Genomic DNA, 18,990 nt, shown 5'->3' with positions numbered 1-18,990 from the left:
TGGGGACGGTGGCGCACACAGAAGCCGGGACGGGACTTCTGCGATACGGAAAGCGGATTCCGTGGCGATACTTTGCGGGTGATGTTGGTCCCGCACAAGACCCCCGTGTTGCATCCGTGTAAATCGCGCCCTGAGTGACGCATCGCACACAACTGGCCTCAGCAGCCGCTGCGATCCTCGGTGAGCACCCCCTGGACGCTGGTGAGGGACCGGTCGTAGCAGCCGTCCGAGCCGTACAGCCGGTAGCGCTCGCTCGTCGTGCCGACCGCGTGCCGCTGGTCGCGCGGCACGTTCAACGTCCATGAGGCGTCGCCCTCGACGGTGTCGTCGAGCCACGACCACGCGATCCGTCGTCCCGCCTGGGTCGTCCCGACCGTGGCACGGTCACCGAGGGTCAGCACGGTGCGCAGCCGGTCGCCCGCGCCGATCGTGATCGAGCCGTCCATCGTGTACGTCCGCTGCGTACGGGTCGTGCGGGCCGGTCCGCGTCCGTCGACGGTGACCAACTCATCGTCCCCCCAGGTGGCGTCGAGGGCGTCCAGGTTCTCTCCGTCGGTCCAGCGGTGCGTGGACGTGTTCGTGAGCGTCCGGCTGACGGTGGTCGCCACCCGGCCGTGCGAGGTGTCGACGTATCCGGCGACGGTCAGCCGGTGGCTGCCCTCGGTGTCCACCTGGTGCTCCGAACCGGGCGTGTACGTCGATGAGTTGGCGAGATCGCCGACCTGGTGCGTGGTGAGCTTCCCGGTCACGTGCTTGCTCTTCGCGTCCTGCCGGACGAGGACGTTCACGGGCGCGCTCCAGCCGCTCTGCCCTTCCGGGACGCCGACGACGGAGACCTCGACGCGGTGCGGGCGGCCGTCGTTGAGGATGCCGGCGAACGGTGTCAGGTCGTATTCGATCGGCTTGACGTCGAAGGCGCGCGGCCCCGGAGTGACGTACCAGAGGAAGGGGTTGGACCAGCCGCCGGTCCACACGTGCGGGAACGGGGCGGCGATTCCGGCGAGTTGACCGTCGACCTTGATCTGGACCTCGCGGTAGGGGCCGCCGGCGGCCTTGCAGGAGTACGGCGCCTCGTCGGGCACCGACAGGTACCAGAACTCCTCGCAGCCCCCGCCGGAGCCGGTGGCGTACACCTCGGCGACGATGCGTTCGCTGTTGCGCGGGGTGGTGAGCGTGCCGTCCTGGAGCGTGAGGACGCGGTCGGGGGTGGCGGCGGGGCGACCGGCGTAGAACGTCAGCGTGACCTTGACGTCGATGACGCCGGTGTACGTGTCGTCGACGACGTTCCCTATGAGCATCTCGACATCCTGGCTGCGGCGGAAGGTGTCGCTGTAGCGGGTGACGTCCTTCTCGACGGACCACTCGATGCCGTCCGGTGACGGCTCCGGCGTCGACGTACGGAAGATCTCGACGCCGCCGACGTGCAGATGGCCGAGCCGGTCGAACTGGCGCCCCTTGACCTTGCCGTCCATCCGCAGCACCACCTTGCTCCAGCGGTCGCCGCACCCTCGGGGCGGGGTGTAGGTGCCCTTGTACGGGGTGAAGTCGCGGAACTGCGCCTCGGCGACGGTGACTCGGCAGGACTTGCCGGAGGGCTCGGTGACGGGCGGGGCGGCGGTGATGGGGTCGTGCCAGTCGGTGCCGAACTCGGCGGGGACACCTGCGGGGACGTCGGCGGGTTCCGCCGCGGGGGCGGGGCTCGCTCCGAGGAGGGTGCTCGCCAGGAGGGTCGCTCCCGCGAACATGGACATGACGATCCGTCTCTTCATGGCCGGTGTTCTACGGGGAGTTGGGCGCCCCCCGCAATGAGGCCTCTTCGGGCCTCCCCCATCAGTGCGAGCTCTTCAGGTCCGCCAGGTCCCCCATCACCACGACAGGATGCCGGTCCGGATCGAGCGTGCGGAGCAGGTACTCCATGGCCGATCCGGACAGACTGACACAGGCCGACGTACCGCTGCCGTGGTCCATGTGCAACCAGATGCCACCACCCTTGGACTCACCCTCGGGACGGGTGGGGTCGTTGGGCGGGGTGCCCTTGACGCGGTTGTAGTCGATGGCGATGACGTAGTCGAAGTCGTGCCAGTACGACTTCGACCACCAGCGCGGCGCCGCGAACGCCGCGGACTGCGTGTACGGCAGTCTGGCCCCGGGGTTCTTCAGTACGCCACCCGCGTCGCTGAGCGTGAACACGCCGACGGGGCTGCGTTTGTCGCCCTCGTGGTGGTCGGTGGTCCAGCCCTTCCTGCCGTTGTGCGCGGGCCAGCTGCGGGTGCGGTCCCAGGTGGAGCCGTGCTTGGTGTAGAGCACGACCGTGGAGTCCGGGGAGTTCTTGCCGTCGCCGTAGACCGCCACGACCTGGCGGGAGTTGGCGGGGATGCGTCGCTGCCACCGGTCGGCTAGGTCCGGGATGCGCGTCGGATCCGAGGCCGTGGCCGGCCTGGCCGGCCGGGTGCGTGCGGCCTTGCCGACGTCCTCACCTCCGCCGTGCTGCGCGCCGCCGCACGCGGTCAGGGTCGTCAAGGTCGCCAGGACCGATCCGAGGGCCACTGTCGCAACCATGGCATGGCGTACTCCGCCGTTCCGCACTCCGCCGTTCCGCATCACTCCATGGTCGCACCGCGTTCCGGGCGGCAGCCGGATCTGTGCGGTGGTGCGGAAAACCGTTTGCGTCCGACCACGCTGCGACGCGAACCTGTCACGGTTTGCTGCCGCCGTGCGCGGTCCGTTCCGCGCGTCGGCATCCGATCGACTCCTCATCCCCATCTCCATCCCCTCCCCCCACTGACACGAGCCACTGGGACGTCATGCAGATTCAAGACCTTCCGTATCCCGACCCAGGTGTGCCGGACGCACGCTCGGGTCCCCGATTCCTGTGGTGGCTCTTCAGGAACCAGATGGGCGGTCAGCTCAAGTCCCTGGCCTGGGGGCTGCTGCACTTCCTGTCCGTCTCCGCGCTGCCGTTCTGCGTCGGCGTCGCCGTCCAGGCGGTCGTCGACCGCTCGGGGGCGCGACTCGCCCTCGCGGGCGGGCTCCTGGCACTGTGCTGCGCCGGAAACGCGCTCGGCGACACCTTCCTGCACCGCACCGCCGTCACCAACTGGATCACTGCGGCCGCCCGAGTCCAGCAGGTACTGGCCCGCAAGGCCGCGCAACTGGGCTCGGCGCTGACCCGGCGGGTCGCCGCCGGTGAGGTCGTGGCCGTCTCCACGGGTGACGTCGAGAAGATCGGCTGGTTCGTCGAGGCCTGGTCACGGTTCACGGCGGCGGCGGTCACCATCGTGGTGGTCTGCGTCGGCCTGGTCGTCTACCAGCCGGCGCTCGGTGTGGTCGTCGCCGTGGGTCTGCCCGTGCTGGCGGTCGCCGTGCTGCCACTGCTGCCCCGGGCCACCAAGCGGGCCGACTTCCAGCGCGAGAAGGCGGGCCGCGCCACCGAGCTGGCCTCCGACACCGTCGCCGGCCTACGCGTCCTGCGCGGCATCGGCGGCGAGGAACTCTTCCTCGACCGCTACCGCCGCGCGTCGCAGGAGGTGCGCCACGCGGCCGTGCGCAGCGCCCGGATGTGGTCCCTGATCTCCGCCATCCAGGTGCTGCTGCCGGGGCTGCTGCTGATCGTGGTCGTGTGGTACGGCGTCCACCTGGCCCGCCAGGGCCGGGTCACCGTCGGCGAACTTGTCGCCGTCTACAGCTCGATCATGATCCTCACCTATCCGCTGCGGCACTTCGAAGAGATCGCGATGGCCTACTCCTTCTCACGCCCCTCGGCCCGGCGGGCCGCGCGCGTGCTGTCGCTGGAGCGGGTCACCGACACCGAAGGGGCACGCGACGGGTCCGAGGTGCCCTCCGGGGACCTGTACGACCCGGCCACCGGACTGCTCGCCCCCACCGGCCGGCTCACCGCCGTGGTCTGCGGCGATCCGGACGCGGCGGGGCGGCTGGCCGAACGACTGGGCGGACACGGCTCCGAGGAGGGCACGCCGGTGCTTCTGGGCGGCGTCCCGCTCGACGAGTTGCCACTCGACTGCGCGCGTACGGCCGTCCTCGTGCAGGACAAGGACCCGGTGCTGCTCTCCGGCACGCTGCGCGAACTGCTCGATGTGCCACGGTCGGGCGACGTCGGTCCCGAGGAGGCGCTGGCCGCCGCGGAGTGCGAGGACGTCCTGGCCGCGCTGGTCCAGGGGTCGCTCGGCGCCGAGGACCCGATGGACGCCCGCATCACCGAACGCGGCCGGTCCCTGTCCGGCGGCCAGCGCCAGCGCCTCGCGCTCGCCCGGTCGCTGATCACGGACCCCGAGGTGCTCGTCCTGGACGAGCCGACCTCGGCCGTCGACTCGCACACCGAGGCGCGGATCGCGGAGGGCGTGCGGAACCTGCGGACGGGACGCACGACGGTGGTGTTCACCTCTTCGCCGCTGCTCCTGGACCGCGCCGACCGGGTCGTGCTCGTCCACGAGGGCGAGGTCGCGGCGGTCGGCGTGCACCGCGAGCTGGTGCACGACGAACCGCGGTACCGGGCCGTGGTGACCCGGGAGACCGACGAAGAGGCCGCCCGCAACGCCACGTTGGACGAAGAGGCCTCCCACGATGCCGCCCTGGACATGGGCAGAGGGACCCCTCTCAACGACGTGTTGAAGGAACTGGAAGACAAGGAACTGGAAGAAATCGAGGAGTCGGCATGATCGGCGTGGCGCCACCGGCGTACGACCCGGCGGCCCCGACGACGGCGAACACCCTGCCGATCGGCGCCCCCGCGACCGTACGCGCCTATGTGGTCGAGTTGTTCCGTCGGCACCGCCGTGCCTTCCTGCTGCTCATCGGCGTCAACACGGTCGCCGTGGTGGCCTCGATGGCGGGGCCCTGGCTGCTGGGCGGACTGGTGGAGCGGGTGTCGGACGACGTCGGCGCGCGGGAGCTCCATCTCGAGCTCACCGTCGGGCTGTTCGCGGCCGCACTCGTCGTCCAGGCCGTGTTCGTACGGCAGGTGCGGCTGCGCGGCGCGATGCTCGGGGAGCGGATGCTGGCCGATCTGCGCGAGGACTTCCTCGTCCGGTCGGTCGGGCTGCCGCCCGGTGTCCTGGAGCGGGCCGGGACGGGCGACCTGCTGTCCCGGATCACGACGGACATCGACCGGCTGGCCAACGCGATGCGCGAGGCGGTGCCCCAGCTGGCGATCGGCGTGGTGTGGGTGTTCCTGCTGCTGGGCGGGCTCGTCATCACCGCGCCCCCGCTCGCGGCCACCGTGCTGCTCACCGTGCCGCTGCTGGTGACCGGCTGCCGCTGGTACTTCAAGCGGGCGCCGTCCGCCTACCGCTCGGAGGCCGCCGGGTACGCCGCCGTGGCCGCCGCGCTCGCCGAGACCGTGGACGCCGGGCGCACCGTCGAGGCCCACCGCCTCGGCGAGCGCCGCGTCGAGCTGTCGGAGCAGCGGATCAAGGAGTGGACGGCCTGGGAGCGCTACACGCTCTGGCTGCGGTCGGTGCTCTTCCCGTTCATCAACGTCACCCACGTCATGCTCCTGGCCTCGGTCCTGATGGTCGGCGGCGTGTTCGTCCTACAGGGCTGGATCGGAGTCGGTCAGCTGACGACGGGCGCCCTGCTCGCCCAGATGCTGGTGGACCCCGTCGGGCTCATCCTGCGCTGGTACGACGAGCTGCAGGTGGCCCAGGTGTCGCTGGCCCGGCTGGTCGGGGTCCGGGACATCGAGCCGGAGGCCGGGGACGCCCTGCTGGCGCCCGACGGCCGCCACGTGCACGCCGACCGGGTGCACTTCGGCTACCTGGAGGGCGTGGACGTACTCCGCAAGGTCTCCCTGGAGGTCCCGCCCGGCACCAGGCTGGCGCTGGTCGGGCCGTCCGGGGCGGGCAAGTCCACGCTGGGCCGGCTGCTCGCGGGCATCTACGCACCCCGGGACGGCCGGATCACCCTCGGCGGTGCGGAACTGTCCCGGATGACCGCCGAACGGGTCCGCTCCCACGTGGCCCTCGTCAACCAGGAGCACCACGTCTTCGTGGGCTCCCTGCGCGACAACCTGTTGCTGGCCCGCACCGACGCGACCGACGCCGAGCTGTGGGCGGCGCTGGGCGCGGTCGACGCGGACGCGTGGGCCCGTGCGCTCGACGACGGCCTGGACACCGAGGTCGGCTCGGGCGGATTCGCGCTCACACCGGCCCAGGCCCAGCAGATCGCGCTGGCCCGCCTGGTGCTGGCCGACCCGCACACGCTGGTCCTGGACGAGGCGACCTCGCTCCTCGACCCACGCGCCGCCCGCCACCTGGAGCGATCCCTGGCCCGCGTCCTCGACGGCCGCACGGTCGTCGCCATCGCCCACCGCCTCCACACCGCCCACGACGCCGACGTCATCGCGGTCGTCGAAAACGGCCGCATCAGCGAGCTGGGCAGCCATGACGAGCTGGTGAACGCCGACGGCGCGTATGCGGCGCTGTGGCGGTCTTGGCATGGGTGAGTGAGGGCTGGGCTGGACGCACGGTGGGGTTGGGCGGGAGCTGTGGCCGAGCGGGCCTGGAGCACGCTGGGCTCGGGCGAGAGCGGTGGCCGAGCGGAGCTGGACGTGCGCTGGGCTCGGGCGAGAGGCCTGGCCGACTGAAGGCTGGGCTGGGCTGGGCTGGGCTGAGGCGAACGCCTTGGCCGCGGGGAGGCGTGCTGGGGAGCTGTGGCTGAGCGGGCCTGGGCGCACGGTGGGGTTGGGCGGAAGCTGTGGCCGAGCGGGGCTGGACGTGCGCTGGGCTCGGGCGAGAGGCCTGGCCGACTGAAGGCTGGACGCGCAGTCGGCTGAGGCCGGGGGGCCTTGGCCGACTTGGCTGAAGCCGGTAGCCGCGGGCGGCTGGGGTCAAGGTGCGGTCGGCTACGGCGACCGGGAGCCTTGACCGGCGGCCGGAATCGGCGGGGACGGTCGGCGCCAGCCGGAATCGTGGCTGACAAGGCCGCAAGCACCGTCCGTCCACACCCGACGCCCCGCCAGACCGGAGCCGGAAAGCACGGCCACTCAGGGCAAGCGCCCCCGCCGACCAAGCCGGAACCACGGTCGGCCCACCCAGGCAACACCGGCCGACCAAAGCCCAGAGGCCGGCTCGGCGGGGCCGAAAAACGCAGCTCGCGGTGACCGGGAGCGCCGAGGCGGCCGGAACCCGCAGGGGGGCGGGTGTGGGACTGGCCGGGTGGAGGTGGCCCGGCGCAACGGCGCGGTTTCGGGATCCGGCCGATCCCGAGCCCCCGCCCTTGCTCCGTGCCGTTGCGCCGGGGCGAAAAGGGGTGGAAGGCTGGATAGCGGCACCGGTTCGGGGAGCACCCGGGAACCACGCGGTTCGCGCCGGGTGCGGCCTGTGCCCCGCGCCGCGGCGGCCCGCCGCCGACCGCGGTGAGTTCGGGCCCGTCCCCACCACCTGGAGGTACCCGTGAACAGCGCCGACGGATGGGGGGACGACGTCTACCAGCCCGACGCATCCGGTCAACGTGAGGACACGGGGCTGCTCGACGTGGAGGACACCCTGGAGAACGACGGCGTCGACGACCCCCTGGACCGGGGCTGGTCCCCTCCGGAGCGGCCGTGGGCGGTGGAGCGCGCCGATGTGACGGCCGCCGAGCGCCAACAGGGCGAGACCCTCGACCAGCGGCTCGCCGAGGAGGTGCCCGATGTCGTCGCCCCCAACGGTGACGGCCTCGGCGACGCCGACGGCACCGACGGGGAACTCCTCGACAACGAGGTCGGCGCCATGCGCTCCGGCCGACTCGTGGCACCCGACGAAGGCGCCCACGAGGACGAGGAGAGCGCACTCGTCGCGACGGACGTGGGCATCGACGGCGCGGCGGCGTCCGCCGAGGAGGCCGCCATGCACATCGTCGACGAGGACTCCCTGTCCGGCTGACCGGCAGTCCCCGTACGGCTGACCCAGCAGTCCCTGTGGCTCAACCCCCGCGCCTTCGGCCCCGCCCCGTCGGCCCTTGCCGATGCCGCCACACGAGGAGTTCGCATGCAGCAGGACAAGCACCCCGACTACCACCCGGTCGTCTTCCGCGACCGCGCCGCCGGCTACGCCTTCCTGACCCGGTCCACCGCGACCAGCGACCAGACCATCGACTGGGACGACGGCCAGACCTACCCGGTCGTCGACGTGGAGATCTCCTCGGAGAGCCATCCCTTCCACACCGGCAAGGCCCGAACGGTGGACTCCGAGGGCCGCGTCGCCGCCTTCGAGCGGCGTTACGGCGGCGGAGCGGGACAGGGTGGCTGATCCGGGGAGCAGGGTGGCTGATCTGGGGAACAGGGCGGCGGGGCCGGAGGCCAGACCGGAGAGCCACGCCGCCCGGCGGCTCGGTCCGGTGGGCGGATCACCGGCGCGGCGACCCGCCCACCCCCTCCCGCTCAGATGGCGACGTGCCTGCCTCGTCCCGCTCAGATGACGTTGAGCGCCGCCGCGCAGCCCACCCCGCCGAGCACCATGAACACCGGCATCAGCACCTTGAGCTCGACCCAGCTGCCCGCACGGAACCGCATGGCCTTGGGCGGGCCCACCGGGTACCAGCGCTTGCGTCCCACCGGGATCGGCCACAGGATCGGGCAGCCGGAGACCGTCAGCGCGTCCCCGATGTCGTGCACCAGCGCGCCCAGCACGATCGGCAGCCCCAGCCACAGATACTCCTGGCCCGGCGCCGTGAACAGCCAGTCGGAGCCGTTGCCCGGCTTGTCCAGGACGCCCGCGAGGATCCACGCGCTGGTCGCGGCCAGCAGCCACACCAGGACATCGGCGCTGGAGCCACGGGTCGCGCGCCACAGCAGGCCCTCGATGGCCAGCACCATGTGCGCGAACAGGATCGCCAGCACCGCCCAGCGTCCACCGGTGATCGCCAGGACTGAGGCGCCGCCGCCGATCAGGACCGCCCACAGCCACGTGTGCGTGAGCGTGCGATGCCCACCGGAACGGCGCGGGTCGCCCTGCTTCTTCGTCGCCTTGTAGACGGCGTAGGACAACTTGTCGACGATCTCGCACAGCCACCGCGACAGCGGCCCGAACGCCCGCGAGATGGTGGCCGCCTTGTGATCGAGGTCCGGAGCGAGGGCCGCACCGGCACAGATCAGCGCGCCGGCCAGAAGGACGGGCCAGGGCATCCCGTGCCCAGCAGCGGCGGCGGCCGCTCCGACGCCGAGCCACGCGGCGGCCCCCGACAGTGAGTGTGCTGGTCCCATCATCGCCGTTGCCCGCCCCATTCCTCGTGTGCCGCTGTCCAGTTGACCTGGTGCGCTGACTTGTCGTCGGCGACACAGAGTAGCGTTCGCGATCTTCGCCCCTGCATCCGATTCCCCTCTGGAGCAGGAGGGCAGGCAAGATGGGTGGGTGACCCTCATCGATCAGCTGCCGCCGACTGCCGACCCCGACGCCCTCTACGAAGCCTTCGAGTCGTGGGCCGAGGAGCGTGGTCTCACGCTCTACCCCCATCAGGAGGAGGCGCTGATCGAGGTGGTCTCCGGCGCGAACGTGATCGTGTCGACACCCACCGGCTCCGGCAAGAGCATGATCGCCGCGGGCGCCCACTTCGCCGCGCTGGCCCGGGACGAGGTCACCTTCTACACCGCTCCGATCAAGGCGCTCGTCTCGGAGAAGTTCTTCGAGCTGTGCAAGATCTTCGGCACGGAGAACGTCGGCATGCTGACCGGCGACGCGTCCGTCAACGCCGACGCTCCCGTCATCTGCTGCACCGCCGAGGTGCTCGCGTCGATCGCGCTGCGCGACGGCAAGCAGGCGGACGTCGGCCAGGTCGTCATGGACGAGTTCCACTTCTACGCGGAGGGCGACCGCGGCTGGGCCTGGCAGATCCCGATCCTGGAGCTGCCGCAGGCGCAGTTCATCCTGATGTCGGCCACGCTGGGCGATGTCTCGATGTTCGAGACGGACCTCACCCGGCGAACGGGCCGCCCGACGGCGGTGGTCCGCTCGGCGACCCGTCCGGTGCCGCTGTCCTACGAGTACAAGCTCACCCCGCTCACCGAGACGCTGACCGAGCTGCTGCAGACCAGGCAGGCACCGGTCTACATCGTGCACTTCACGCAGGCGCAGGCCGTGGAGCGGGCGCAGGCGCTGATGAGCATCAACATGTGCTCGCGCGAGGAGAAGGACCAGATCGCCGAGCTGATCGGCAACTTCCGCTTCACCACCAAGTTCGGCCGCAACCTCTCCCGTTACGTGCGGCACGGCATCGGTGTCCATCACGCCGGCATGCTGCCGAAGTACCGCCGCCTGGTGGAGAAGCTCGCGCAGGCCGGTCTGCTGAAGGTCATCTGCGGCACGGACACACTGGGCGTGGGGGTCAACGTCCCCATCCGCACCGTGCTGTTCACGGCGCTGACCAAGTACGACGGCAACCGCGTCCGCACCCTGCGCAACCGGGAGTTCCACCAGATCGCCGGCCGCGCCGGGCGGGCGGGATTCGACACGGCGGGCTTTGTCGTCGCCCAGGGGCCCGAGCACGTCATCGAGAACGAGAAGGCGCTCGCCAAGGCCGGCGACGACCCGAAGAAGCGCCGCAAGGTCGTTCGCAAGAAGGCGCCCGAGGGGTTCGTCGGCTGGACGGAGAACACCTTCGAGAAGCTCATCGCCTCCGAACCGGAGCCGCTGACCTCCCGCTTCCGGGTCACGCACACCATGCTGCTGTCGGTGATCGCCCGGCCAGGCAACGCCTTCGAGGCGATGCGGCACCTGTTGGAGGACAACCACGAGCCGCGCAAGCAGCAACTGCGGCACATCCGGCGCGCGATCGCGATCTACCGCTCGCTGCTGGACGGCGGCATCGTCGAGAATCTCGACGAGCCGGACGCCACCGGCCGCATCGTCCGCCTCACCGTCGACCTCCAGCAGGACTTCGCGCTCAACCAGCCGCTGTCCACCTTCGCGCTTGCCGCGTTCGAGCTGCTGGACCCGGAGTCGCCGTCCTACGCCCTGGACATGGTGTCCGTCGTCGAGTCCACCCTGGACGACCCGCGGCAGATCCTCGTCGCCCAGCTGAACAAGGCGAAGGGCGAGGCCGTCGCCGCGATGAAGGCGGACGGCGTCGAGTACGAGGAGCGCATGGAGCGCCTCCAGGACATCACCTACCCCAAGCCCTTGGAGGAGCTGCTCTTCCACGCGTACAACACGTACCGCAAGAGCCACCCCTGGGTCGGCGACCATCCGCTGTCGCCGAAGTCCGTCATCCGGGACATGTACGAACGGGCGATGTCCTTCACGGAGTTGGTGTCCTTCTACGAGTTGGCCCGCACCGAGGGCATCGTGCTGCGCTACCTCGCCAGCGCCTACAAGACTCTCGACCACAACATCCCGGACGATCTCAAGTCCGAGGATCTGCAGGATCTGATCGAGTGGCTCGGCGAGATGGTGCGCCAGGTCGACTCCAGCCTGCTGGATGAGTGGGAGCAGCTCGCCAACCCGGAGGAGATGACCGCCGAGGAGGCGCAGGAGAAGGCCGACGAGGTCAAGCCGGTCACCACCAACGCGCGCGCCTTCCGCGTCCTCGTCCGCAACGCCATGTTCCGTCGTGTCGAGCTCGCCGCCCTCGACCAGGTCGAGGAACTGGGCGAGTTGGACGCCGAGGCCGGCTGGGACGCCGAGGCCTGGGGCGAGGCGATGGACAAGTACTGGGACGAGTACGAGGACCTCGGCACCGGGCCCAACGCCCGTGGCCCCAAGCTCCTGGTGATCGAGGAGGAGCCTGCGAACCGCCTGTGGCGCGTCCGCCAGATCTTCGACGACCCGAACGGCGACCACGATTGGGGCATCAGCGCGGAGATCGACCTCGCTGCCTCCGACGCGGAGGGCCGCGCGGTGGTCCGCGTCACCGACGTAGGCCAGCTGTGAACACAGGAGAATCCCACCCATGACGACGAACCCGGCCGAGAGGCTCGTCGACCTGCTCGACCTGGAGCAGATCGAGGTCAACATCTTCCGCGGCCGCAGCCCGCAGGAGTCCCTGCAGCGGGTCTTCGGCGGCCAGGTGGCCGGCCAGGCGCTGGTCGCCGCCGCGCGCACCACGGACGGCGACCGTCCGGTGCACTCGCTGCACGCGTACTTCCTGCGCCCGGGCAGGCCGGGCGTGCCGATCGTGTACCAGGTCGAACGGGTGCGGGACGGCAGGTCGTTCACGACCCGCCGGGTCACCGCCGTGCAGCAGGGCCGCACGATCTTCAATCTCACCGCCTCCTTTCATCAGCCTGAGCAAGGGAGCTTCGAGCACCAGCTGCCGCCGGCTCGCAAGGTCCCGGACCCGGAGTCGCTGCCGACGGTCACCGACGAGATCCGGGAGCATCTGGGCGCGCTGCCCGAGCAGTTGGAACGGATGGCGCGCCGTCAGCCCTTCGACATCCGCTATGTGGACCGGCTGCGCTGGACCGCCGAGGAGGTCAAGGACGCCGAGCCGCGCAGCGCGGTGTGGATGCGCGCGGTCGGGCCGCTCGGCGACGACCCGGTCGTGCACACCTGCGCGCTGACCTACGCCAGTGACATGACCCTCCTGGACGCCGTCCGCATCCCGGTCGAACCCCTGTGGGGCCCGCGGAGTTTCGACATCGCGTCGCTGGACCACGCGATGTGGTTCCACCGGCCGTTCCGCGCGGACGAGTGGTTCCTGTACGACCAGGAGTCGCCGATCGCGACCGGTGGACGGGGCCTCGCCCGGGGGCGGATCTACGACCTGGAAGGGCGCCTGCTGGTGTCCGTCGTACAGGAAGGCCTGTTCAGGGCGCTGTAGCCCGGGGGTTTCTGCGACGCAGCCAGCTCAGCAAGCCGCGTGGGGATGCCGACTCCTCGGACCGGGGCGAACCCAGGTGCACCGGGTGTGCTGGAGCCTGGACCCGCCTCGCCGTCGGACGCGGGGCCGGCCGCCTCTCGCGCGCTGCTTCCAGTGCTGCCGTCAGGTCGGCCCGCAGCAGGCCGATCTCGTCCGGGTCGTCCGCCGTCATGATCCTCTCGGCGATGTGCGCGGCGGGCGAGCCCGGTGCGCCGGATGCCGGCGGTCCTGGCCGGAAGCGGTTCAGGTGGGAGCGCTCATAGGGGTCGGGGACGATTTCGGCGATCTGGACGGGGTCGAGGAAGGCCGCCAGCGCGCCGGCGCTCCCCCACGGGTCGTCGGCCATGCGCAGCAGGAATCCCCGATGGCGTCCCCGCCAGTTGCGTGCCCGCAGATCCACGCCCGCGTCCAGCATGCCGCGCAGCCCTTCGGGTGTACGTCGGGCGTTCAGCAGCGGGGCGTTCTTCTCATCGGCGGCGAACTGCTTCAGTTCCTCGGCCAGATACAGCCAGACCACGGCTCGGTAGCGATTGAGATACCACTTCACCGGCACGGCCAGCCCCAGGCGTGCCAGGCGCGTGAACCTGCCGACGGGTACCTCCATGAGGCCCGCGCCCTCTGTCGTACCCACCACCTTCACGCGGTCCTGCAACGAGTCGGGGAACCCGACCCCCGAACGCAGCCGGTCGATCTCCGAGAGCGAGACGCGTCGGCCCCCACCTCCCTCGTCCGGAACGGTCCGGATGAGTCCGAGGTGGACGGCGAGATCCAGCTCTCCTCGCTTCAGTCCCAGTTCGCGGGCCGCACGACTCGGCGCGTAGGAAAGGTGGTGCGGTTTCGTGACGGTGTCGCCTGACATGGTCGGTCTCCCCCGTGGAGTCGATGGCTCACGCTGTGTGCGCTCGCCGTGACAAAAACCGTAGCCGGTCCGGCGGATCTCGCGGCGAGCCTGTGGATAACTCCCGGGGGGCGACGAAACAGCAGCTCAGGCGTCTGTGATCGGTGCCCGTTCGGGCTGTCGGGCGTCCACGTCGAGGTGCTCACCGACCCGGTTGACGAGCAGGGTCATCTCGTAGGCGATCTGGCCGATGTCCGCCTCCGCGCCGCTGAGCACGCACAGACAGCTGCCGGTGCCCGCCGCCGTGACGAACAGCACCGCGTCGTCGAACTCGACCATCGTCTGACGCACTCTGCCCGCGCCGAAGTGCCGTCCCGACCCCTTGGCGAGGCTGTGCAGTCCGGACGAGACGGCGGCGAGGTGCTCTGCGTCCTCGCGCCGCAGTCCTGTGCTCGCGCCTGTCACCAGACCGTCGTTGGACAGCACCAGCGCGTGCCGCACATGATCGACGCGCTCCGTCAGGTCGTCCAGCAACCAGCCAAGTCCCTGGTTCTGCGCCATGTTCCGGTCTCCCCGTGTAGATGTCTCCCCCTGCGCCGGAGGATCTCTTCGCCACCCTTCCCGACGATCCGGCCCGCGGGCAAGGAGGATGGGGGCATGGCGCAGAAGATGACCGATGAGGAATGGCGGGCGTTCGTCTCGCAGGGCACACGCACCGGAAAGCTGTCGACCGTGCGAGCCGACGGGAGTCCGCATGTGACGCCGATCTGGTTCGTACTGGACGGAGACGAGGTGGTGTTCAACACCGGCAAGTCGAGTGTGAAGGGACGCAATCTGGCCCGTGACGGCCGGGGGGCGCTGTGCGTGGATGTCGACCGGCCGCCGTACGCCTTCGTGGTGCTTCAGGGCGTCGCCCGGATTTCGGAGGATCTCGAGGAGTTGAGGCACTGGGCCGGTCGTATCGGGGCGCGGTACATGGGCGAGGAACGCGCGGAGGAGTTCGGAGCCCGCAACGGCGTCCCGGGTGAACTCCTCGTCCGCGTCACGATCGAGAAGGTACTGGCGGAGAAGGGTGTCGCGGACTGACAGCGGTTCCGGTCTCACGCGCCTCGGGCGGTCGGCGCCGGAGGCGGGTAGCGGCTGACAACCGGTGGGCCCATGGAGCCAGTCGGCCCGCAGGGAATCGGTCAGCCCACGGAGTCGAGCAGCCGGGCAGTGTGCATCCGCCCGGCGTACTCGACGAGTCGGATCAGCACCTCCTTTCCCGAGTCGCGGTCCCGGGCGTCGCAGAGCACCACGGGTGTACCCCGGTCCAGGTCGAGGGCGCGTGAGACGTCGTGGGCGCCGTACGTCCGGGCGCCCGCGAAACAGTTGACGGCCACGACGAAGGGGATGTGCCGGTGCTCGAAGTAGTCCACCGCCGGGAAGCAGTCCTCCAGGCGCCGGGTGTCCGCGAGGACCACCGCGCCCAGGGCACCCTGTGACAGTTCGTCCCACAGGAACCAGAAGCGGTCCTGACCGGGGGTGCCGAAGAGGTAGAGGGACAGGCCGGACCGGATCGTGATGCGTCCAAAGTCCATGGCGACGGTCGTGGTGACCTTCTGGTCCACGCCGCCGGTGTCGTCCACCAACTGCCCGGCTTCACTGAGCAGTTCCTCGGTGCGCAGCGGCCGGATCTCACTGACCGCGCCCACCAGGGTGGTCTTGCCCACGCCGAATCCGCCGGCGACAAGGATCTTCAGCGCCAGGGCGGCCGTCTCGCCGTCGGAGGCGTCGGAGGCGTCGGAGTGCTCGGAGACCATCGATCACTTCTCTCGGGAGTGCCGGCATCGGTCGACGTCGCGGTGCGAAGTCAGCATCATGGCAACTGCGGCTGCCCTTCGTGGGATTGGACTGCTTTTGACTGGTTCTGGAATGTCATCTACAGCGCCCGCAATCCTTCGATCACCTCGCGCAGAATCCGTTCGTCCGGAAGCTGTGCGGGCGGTACCGGACGGCTGACGGTGACGCAGCCCAGTTCCAGGAGGTCGCCCAGGAGCACCCTGACGACCCCGACGGGCAGATCGGCGCCCGCGGCGAGTTCCGCGACCGACTGCGTCTCCGTACGGCACAGCTCGATGAGGGCCCGGTGTTCCGGCCCGAGTGCGGTGTCGTCGTCGGCGCCGGGCGCGGCGGCGTCCAGGGTGACGAGGGCGATCAGGTCGAAGCGCACCCCGGTGGGGCCGGGGTCGGTGCGTCCGCCCGTCATGGCGTACGGGCGGACCAGGGGCCCGGCCTCGCTGTCGTACCACTGGCTGCCCTGCTCGCGCGGGGCGCCCGTCGTGTCCTCGGTCATGCGCGCGGACCGCCCTTCCGGCTCATCCCGCGGCAGGCGGCCGCGCTGCCACGCGCGTCGGCGTGCAGAGGTGCTCGCCGACGCGTTTGACCAGCCGTGCCATCTCGTACGCCACCAGTCCGATGTCGGCTGTCACGGCGGTGAGGACGGCGAGACAGGAGCCGTCGCCCGCGGCCGCCACGAACAGGAAGGCGTCGTCCATCTCCACCATGGTCTGGCGTACGCCGCCGGCACCGAAGTGCCTGCCCGCGCCCTTGGCCAGACTGTGGAAGCCGGAGGCGACGGCGGCGAGATGCTCGGCGTCCTCGCGGCGGAGGCCGGTCGACGCGCCCACGGCGAGTCCGTCGTTGGACAGCACCACGGCGTGCCGTACCTCGCTCACTCGCAGCACCAAGTCGTCCAGCAGCCAGTCGAGTTCGCCGGACCTCCCCCACTCTCGGCTTCGCTCGAGCGGGGGGACCCCCACGGCCGCTCTCATGCCCGGATCCTGGATCATGCGGGGTCTCCTTCGCTGCTGTCGCTACGCGTTGTGGAATCGGGAGTGGCGTCACGGCCGGGCTGCCTGCCGCCGCCGCGCGTCCAGCCGTCGCGGTATGCCGCCATGCGGTCCCGTACGAGTTCGGGGGTGCGCTGGTCGTCGTCGCGGGCGGCGGGCGGCTGCGCCGGTTCCTCGGGCCGCCCCTCGCGCAGTTGGGGGGCGAGACTCGCCTGCCGTACGCGGCGTGGGAGGTCGTCGGAGGCCTCGGAGACGTCCGGGGGGCGGTGCAGTCGCAAGGTGGTGACTCCCGAGGGTGGGGTGTCGGTCGTGGTGGCCTCCGCCACCGCTGGTGCGGGAGCCACCAGGGCCGGCCGGCCGGCGACCGCGTGGACGGACTCCTGGTGCCGGTCGGCGGCGGGCACGCGCGCGTACTCGCGCTCGGCGGGCCGCTCGTCGTCCGCCTTCCTGCCGAGGGAACGTTCCGCCGTGGCGTCGTGCAGCAGGGCGGTGGGCAGCAGGACGACCGCGGTGGTGCCGCCGTAGGGAGAGGTGCGCAGGTGCACCTTGATGCCGTGCCGGGACGCGAGCCTGCTGACGACGAAGAGGCCGAGCCGGTCGCTGTCGAACAGGTCGAGCGCCTCGGACTGTTCGATGCGCCGGTTGGCCTCGGCGAGGGTCTCCTTGCCCATGCCCAGGCCGCGGTCCTCGACCTCGACGGCGTAGCCGTTGCCCACGGGCTCGCCGGTGATGCGCACGCGTGTGTGGGGCGGCGAAAACTGGGCGGCGTTCTCGACGATCTCGGCGAGGAGGTGGGTGAGGTCTGCGACGGCCGCGCCGATGACCAACGCCTCGGGGAGCTGTCGTACCTCCACGCGCGCGTAGTCCTCGACTTCGGAGACGGCCGCGCGCACCACGTTGGTCAGGGAGACCGGCATCCGCCAGGCCCGCCCGGGTGCCGCTCCCGAGAGGATGATCAGGCTCTCGGCGTGGCGTCGCATGCGGGTGGTGAGGTGGTCGAGCCGGAAGAGGTCGCTCAGTTCGTTCGGGTCGTCGGAGCGCCGCTCCATGCTGTCCAGGAGGCTCAGTTGGCGGTGCACCAGGACCTGGCTGCGGCGGGCGAGGTTGACGAAGACACCGGAGATGCCGCTGGCGAGCTCGGCGCGCTCCACGGCGGCCCGGAGTGCGGCGCGGTGGACGGTGCTCAGGGCCTCGCCGACCTGGCCGGTCTCGTCCTCGGCGGGCGGTCCGGGCGGTGCCTCGGCGTGGATGTCGATCTCCTCACCGGCGCGCAGCTTGCGCATGGCCTCGGGGAGTTTGCGCCGGGCGATCTCCAGGGCGCCGTTGCGCAGGCTGACCAGCTCGACGACGAGGCCTCGGCCGATGCGTACGGAGATCACGAGAGAGGCGGCGACGGCGGCGAGGCCGAGGAGGACGGCGGCGCCGGCCGGGGTGAGCAGGCCACGGGTGAAGGGGTCGGCACTGTCTGCGACTCCGCGCCCGGCGTCCTGCTCGATCGTCCGCATTCCGCCCTGCACGCGTGCGTGCGCCTTGCTCCAGGTCGCTTCCGGCGCCGCGTCGATCGCCCGTACACCCGGTGCGGTGGACAGGACCTTGTCCTCGACGGCGGCCACGGTCGCATAGACGCTGCCGTCGGCGAGACTCTGCCAGGCCGCGCGTTCCGGGCCACGCAGGTCGGCGACGGCGGATTCGGTGAGCGTACGACGGGTGTCGACTGCGCCGGCGAACAGCCTCAGCCGCTCTCCGTCGAGACGCCCGGCGAGGCGTGCGCTGTCCAGCACCACGGCCTCCTGGGCCAGCGCCTCGCCCGCGCGGGCGAATTCGAGCAGCACGCGTGCGTCGGAGCCGAGTTCGGCGTCCTGGATGCCGGTGAGCGCGCCGCCCACCGAGAACGCGCTCGCGATGGTCTTCGTGTACCGCCCGTACGCCTCGTCCCAGCCGGAGCGGCGGTCGAGAACGGCACTGCGTACGCTGCTCAGCTGCTCGGCGCCGGTGACGAAGGCCTCGAGTCGCCGGGCCACTCCGGCGGGGAGTTCCTCGCTGTCGGCGACGGTGCTGCGGTCGCCGAGCCGCAGTTGCGCCACCGCCTTGTCGGTGCCTTCCGCGAGCCTCTTGAAGTCGGCGCCCTGTCCGGCGCCAGGCTCGGTCGCATAGCGCACCGCGGCCTCGCGTTCGGCCTGGAGGGCGGCGACGGCGGCCGCGACGGGGACCCTGATCTCGGAGTCGACGCGCTGCAACTGGCGCAGCCTGGAGACGTCCTGCGCGGTGCTGACGGTGGCGTAGGCCCACAGGGCCAGCAGCGAGACGACCGGCACCATCAGCAGGCAGACGATCTTGGCGCGGACGGTGCGCGGCCGTAGGCGCCAGCGCTCCGCGCGCGTGGGTGGGTCGCCCGGCGCCACGCCCGTGAGTTCTTCCGGGTCTTCGTCGGCCGGCGGTCCGGCATGGGCGCGGCGGCCGCGCACGGGTGGCGGGGACGGCGTCTCGGCGCCGGCTGCGGTGGTCCTACGGGGTGTACGCATGGCCTCCTCG

Annotated in this window: 16 protein-coding genes; 7 read left to right on the top strand and 9 right to left on the bottom strand. The window is 71.1% G+C overall.

The genetic code is table 11. The annotated features are described in order from the left end of the window. Window positions 1-158 precede the first annotated feature (158 nt). Both ADL12_RS21185 and ADL12_RS21180 read right to left on the bottom strand, forming a co-directional pair. The gene (locus tag ADL12_RS21185) at window positions 159-1,769 is read right to left on the bottom strand and encodes a peptide-N4-asparagine amidase (protein WP_244187996.1); all 1,611 of its coding nucleotides are present in this window, start codon (window positions 1,767-1,769) and stop codon (window positions 159-161) included. A gap of 61 nt (window positions 1,770-1,830) precedes the next feature. Further along, a complete protein-coding gene (locus ADL12_RS21180) occupies window positions 1,831-2,586 on the bottom strand; it encodes a hypothetical protein (protein ID WP_425265130.1) in 756 nt (251 codons plus the stop codon). Window positions 2,587-2,804: 218 nt separating this feature from the next. On the opposite strand from ADL12_RS21180, the gene ADL12_RS21175 reads away from it, so the two are divergent. The 4 genes from ADL12_RS21175 to ADL12_RS21160 all read left to right on the top strand — a co-directional run bounded on the left by ADL12_RS21175 (window position 2,805) and on the right by ADL12_RS21160 (window position 8,246). Then, a complete protein-coding gene (locus ADL12_RS21175) occupies window positions 2,805-4,676 on the top strand; it encodes an ABC transporter transmembrane domain-containing protein (protein ID WP_062704239.1) in 1,872 nt (623 codons plus the stop codon). Beyond that, a complete protein-coding gene (locus ADL12_RS21170) occupies window positions 4,673-6,460 on the top strand; it encodes an ABC transporter ATP-binding protein (RefSeq protein WP_062704238.1) in 1,788 nt (595 codons plus the stop codon). The genes ADL12_RS21175 and ADL12_RS21170 overlap by 4 nt, the downstream gene beginning before the upstream one ends. 949 nt (window positions 6,461-7,409) lie before the next feature. Then, entirely contained in the window at window positions 7,410-7,880 is a 471-nt protein-coding gene (locus ADL12_RS21165) for a DUF5709 domain-containing protein (protein WP_062704237.1), read from the top strand. Between the two features lie 105 nt (window positions 7,881-7,985). Next, window positions 7,986-8,246, top strand: coding sequence for a type B 50S ribosomal protein L31 (locus ADL12_RS21160; protein WP_062704236.1), 261 nt, complete (start codon window positions 7,986-7,988; stop codon window positions 8,244-8,246). A 161-nt stretch (window positions 8,247-8,407) separates the two neighbouring features. On the opposite strand, the gene ADL12_RS21155 is transcribed toward ADL12_RS21160, so the two are convergent. Further along, window positions 8,408-9,202 carry a metal-dependent hydrolase gene (locus ADL12_RS21155; RefSeq protein ID WP_062704235.1) on the bottom strand — a complete coding sequence of 265 codons (795 nt, stop codon included), beginning with the start codon at window positions 9,200-9,202 and terminating at the stop codon, window positions 8,408-8,410. A 145-nt stretch (window positions 9,203-9,347) separates the two neighbouring features. Here ADL12_RS21155 and ADL12_RS21150 point away from each other — a divergent pair, with 145 nt between their 5' ends. Both ADL12_RS21150 and ADL12_RS21145 read left to right on the top strand, forming a co-directional pair. Continuing rightward, on the top strand, window positions 9,348-11,861 hold the full coding sequence (locus tag ADL12_RS21150; protein ID WP_062704234.1) for a DEAD/DEAH box helicase: 2,514 nt from the start codon (window positions 9,348-9,350) through the stop codon (window positions 11,859-11,861). Window positions 11,862-11,880: 19 nt separating this feature from the next. Then, the gene (locus tag ADL12_RS21145) at window positions 11,881-12,750 is read left to right on the top strand and encodes an acyl-CoA thioesterase (RefSeq protein ID WP_062704233.1); all 870 of its coding nucleotides are present in this window, start codon (window positions 11,881-11,883) and stop codon (window positions 12,748-12,750) included. On the opposite strand, the gene ADL12_RS21140 is transcribed toward ADL12_RS21145, so the two are convergent. Together ADL12_RS21140 and ADL12_RS21135 are read right to left on the bottom strand one after the other, a co-directional pair. Next, window positions 12,737-13,648: a DUF6397 family protein gene (locus tag ADL12_RS21140; protein WP_062704232.1), complete on the bottom strand. Its 912-nt coding sequence runs from the start codon at window positions 13,646-13,648 to the stop codon at window positions 12,737-12,739. The two genes, ADL12_RS21145 and ADL12_RS21140, sit on opposite strands and share 14 nt — an antisense overlap. A gap of 126 nt (window positions 13,649-13,774) precedes the next feature. After that, complete coding sequence (locus ADL12_RS21135; protein WP_062704231.1) at window positions 13,775-14,188, bottom strand: roadblock/LC7 domain-containing protein; 414 nt, start codon at window positions 14,186-14,188, stop codon at window positions 13,775-13,777. A gap of 96 nt (window positions 14,189-14,284) precedes the next feature. Between ADL12_RS21135 and ADL12_RS21130 the strand changes: the two genes are divergently transcribed. After that, on the top strand, window positions 14,285-14,713 hold the full coding sequence (locus ADL12_RS21130; protein WP_062704230.1) for a PPOX class F420-dependent oxidoreductase: 429 nt from the start codon (window positions 14,285-14,287) through the stop codon (window positions 14,711-14,713). A gap of 101 nt (window positions 14,714-14,814) precedes the next feature. On the opposite strand, the gene ADL12_RS21125 is transcribed toward ADL12_RS21130, so the two are convergent. From ADL12_RS21125 to ADL12_RS21110, 4 genes are all read right to left on the bottom strand, one after another. Then, the gene (locus tag ADL12_RS21125; RefSeq protein ID WP_062704229.1) at window positions 14,815-15,429 is read right to left on the bottom strand and encodes a GTP-binding protein; all 615 of its coding nucleotides are present in this window, start codon (window positions 15,427-15,429) and stop codon (window positions 14,815-14,817) included. A 119-nt stretch (window positions 15,430-15,548) separates the two neighbouring features. Then, window positions 15,549-15,962 carry a DUF742 domain-containing protein gene (locus ADL12_RS21120; protein WP_062704228.1) on the bottom strand — a complete coding sequence of 138 codons (414 nt, stop codon included), beginning with the start codon at window positions 15,960-15,962 and terminating at the stop codon, window positions 15,549-15,551. A gap of 22 nt (window positions 15,963-15,984) precedes the next feature. After that, window positions 15,985-16,458 (bottom strand): roadblock/LC7 domain-containing protein, encoded by a 474-nt coding sequence (locus ADL12_RS21115; RefSeq protein WP_062704227.1) that lies wholly within the window; start codon window positions 16,456-16,458, stop codon window positions 15,985-15,987. Then, on the bottom strand, window positions 16,455-18,980 hold the full coding sequence (locus ADL12_RS21110; protein WP_062704226.1) for a sensor histidine kinase: 2,526 nt from the start codon (window positions 18,978-18,980) through the stop codon (window positions 16,455-16,457). The genes ADL12_RS21115 and ADL12_RS21110 overlap by 4 nt, the downstream gene beginning before the upstream one ends. Between the last annotated feature and the right edge of the window lie 10 nt (window positions 18,981-18,990).

The sequence above is a fragment of the Streptomyces regalis genome (assembly GCF_001509475.1).
GTDB lineage: Bacteria > Actinomycetota > Actinomycetes > Streptomycetales > Streptomycetaceae > Streptomyces > Streptomyces regalis.
The sequence above is the reverse complement of the archived record's forward strand: the minus strand, read 5'-3'. Positions and strand labels throughout refer to the sequence as shown.

Excerpts from the sequence above, each read along its gene's own strand:
- ADL12_RS21170 (WP_062704238.1), top strand. The coding sequence starts at position 4,673 with ATGATCGGCGTGGCGCCACCGGCGTACGACCCGGCGGCCCCGACGACG.
- ADL12_RS21110 (WP_062704226.1), bottom strand. The coding sequence starts at position 18,980 with ATGCGTACACCCCGTAGGACCACCGCAGCCGGCGCCGAGACGCCGTCC.
- ADL12_RS21115 (WP_062704227.1), bottom strand. The coding sequence starts at position 16,458 with ATGATCCAGGATCCGGGCATGAGAGCGGCCGTGGGGGTCCCCCCGCTC.
- ADL12_RS21135 (WP_062704231.1), bottom strand. The coding sequence starts at position 14,188 with ATGGCGCAGAACCAGGGACTTGGCTGGTTGCTGGACGACCTGACGGAG.
- ADL12_RS21130 (WP_062704230.1), top strand. The coding sequence starts at position 14,285 with ATGGCGCAGAAGATGACCGATGAGGAATGGCGGGCGTTCGTCTCGCAG.
- ADL12_RS21140 (WP_062704232.1), bottom strand. The coding sequence starts at position 13,648 with ATGTCAGGCGACACCGTCACGAAACCGCACCACCTTTCCTACGCGCCG.
- ADL12_RS21160 (WP_062704236.1), top strand. The coding sequence starts at position 7,986 with ATGCAGCAGGACAAGCACCCCGACTACCACCCGGTCGTCTTCCGCGAC.
- ADL12_RS21185 (WP_244187996.1), bottom strand. The coding sequence starts at position 1,769 with ATGAAGAGACGGATCGTCATGTCCATGTTCGCGGGAGCGACCCTCCTG.
- ADL12_RS21120 (WP_062704228.1), bottom strand. The coding sequence starts at position 15,962 with ATGACCGAGGACACGACGGGCGCCCCGCGCGAGCAGGGCAGCCAGTGG.
- ADL12_RS21155 (WP_062704235.1), bottom strand. The coding sequence starts at position 9,202 with ATGATGGGACCAGCACACTCACTGTCGGGGGCCGCCGCGTGGCTCGGC.
- ADL12_RS21175 (WP_062704239.1), top strand. The coding sequence starts at position 2,805 with ATGCAGATTCAAGACCTTCCGTATCCCGACCCAGGTGTGCCGGACGCA.
- ADL12_RS21125 (WP_062704229.1), bottom strand. The coding sequence starts at position 15,429 with ATGGTCTCCGAGCACTCCGACGCCTCCGACGCCTCCGACGGCGAGACG.
- ADL12_RS21145 (WP_062704233.1), top strand. The coding sequence starts at position 11,881 with ATGACGACGAACCCGGCCGAGAGGCTCGTCGACCTGCTCGACCTGGAG.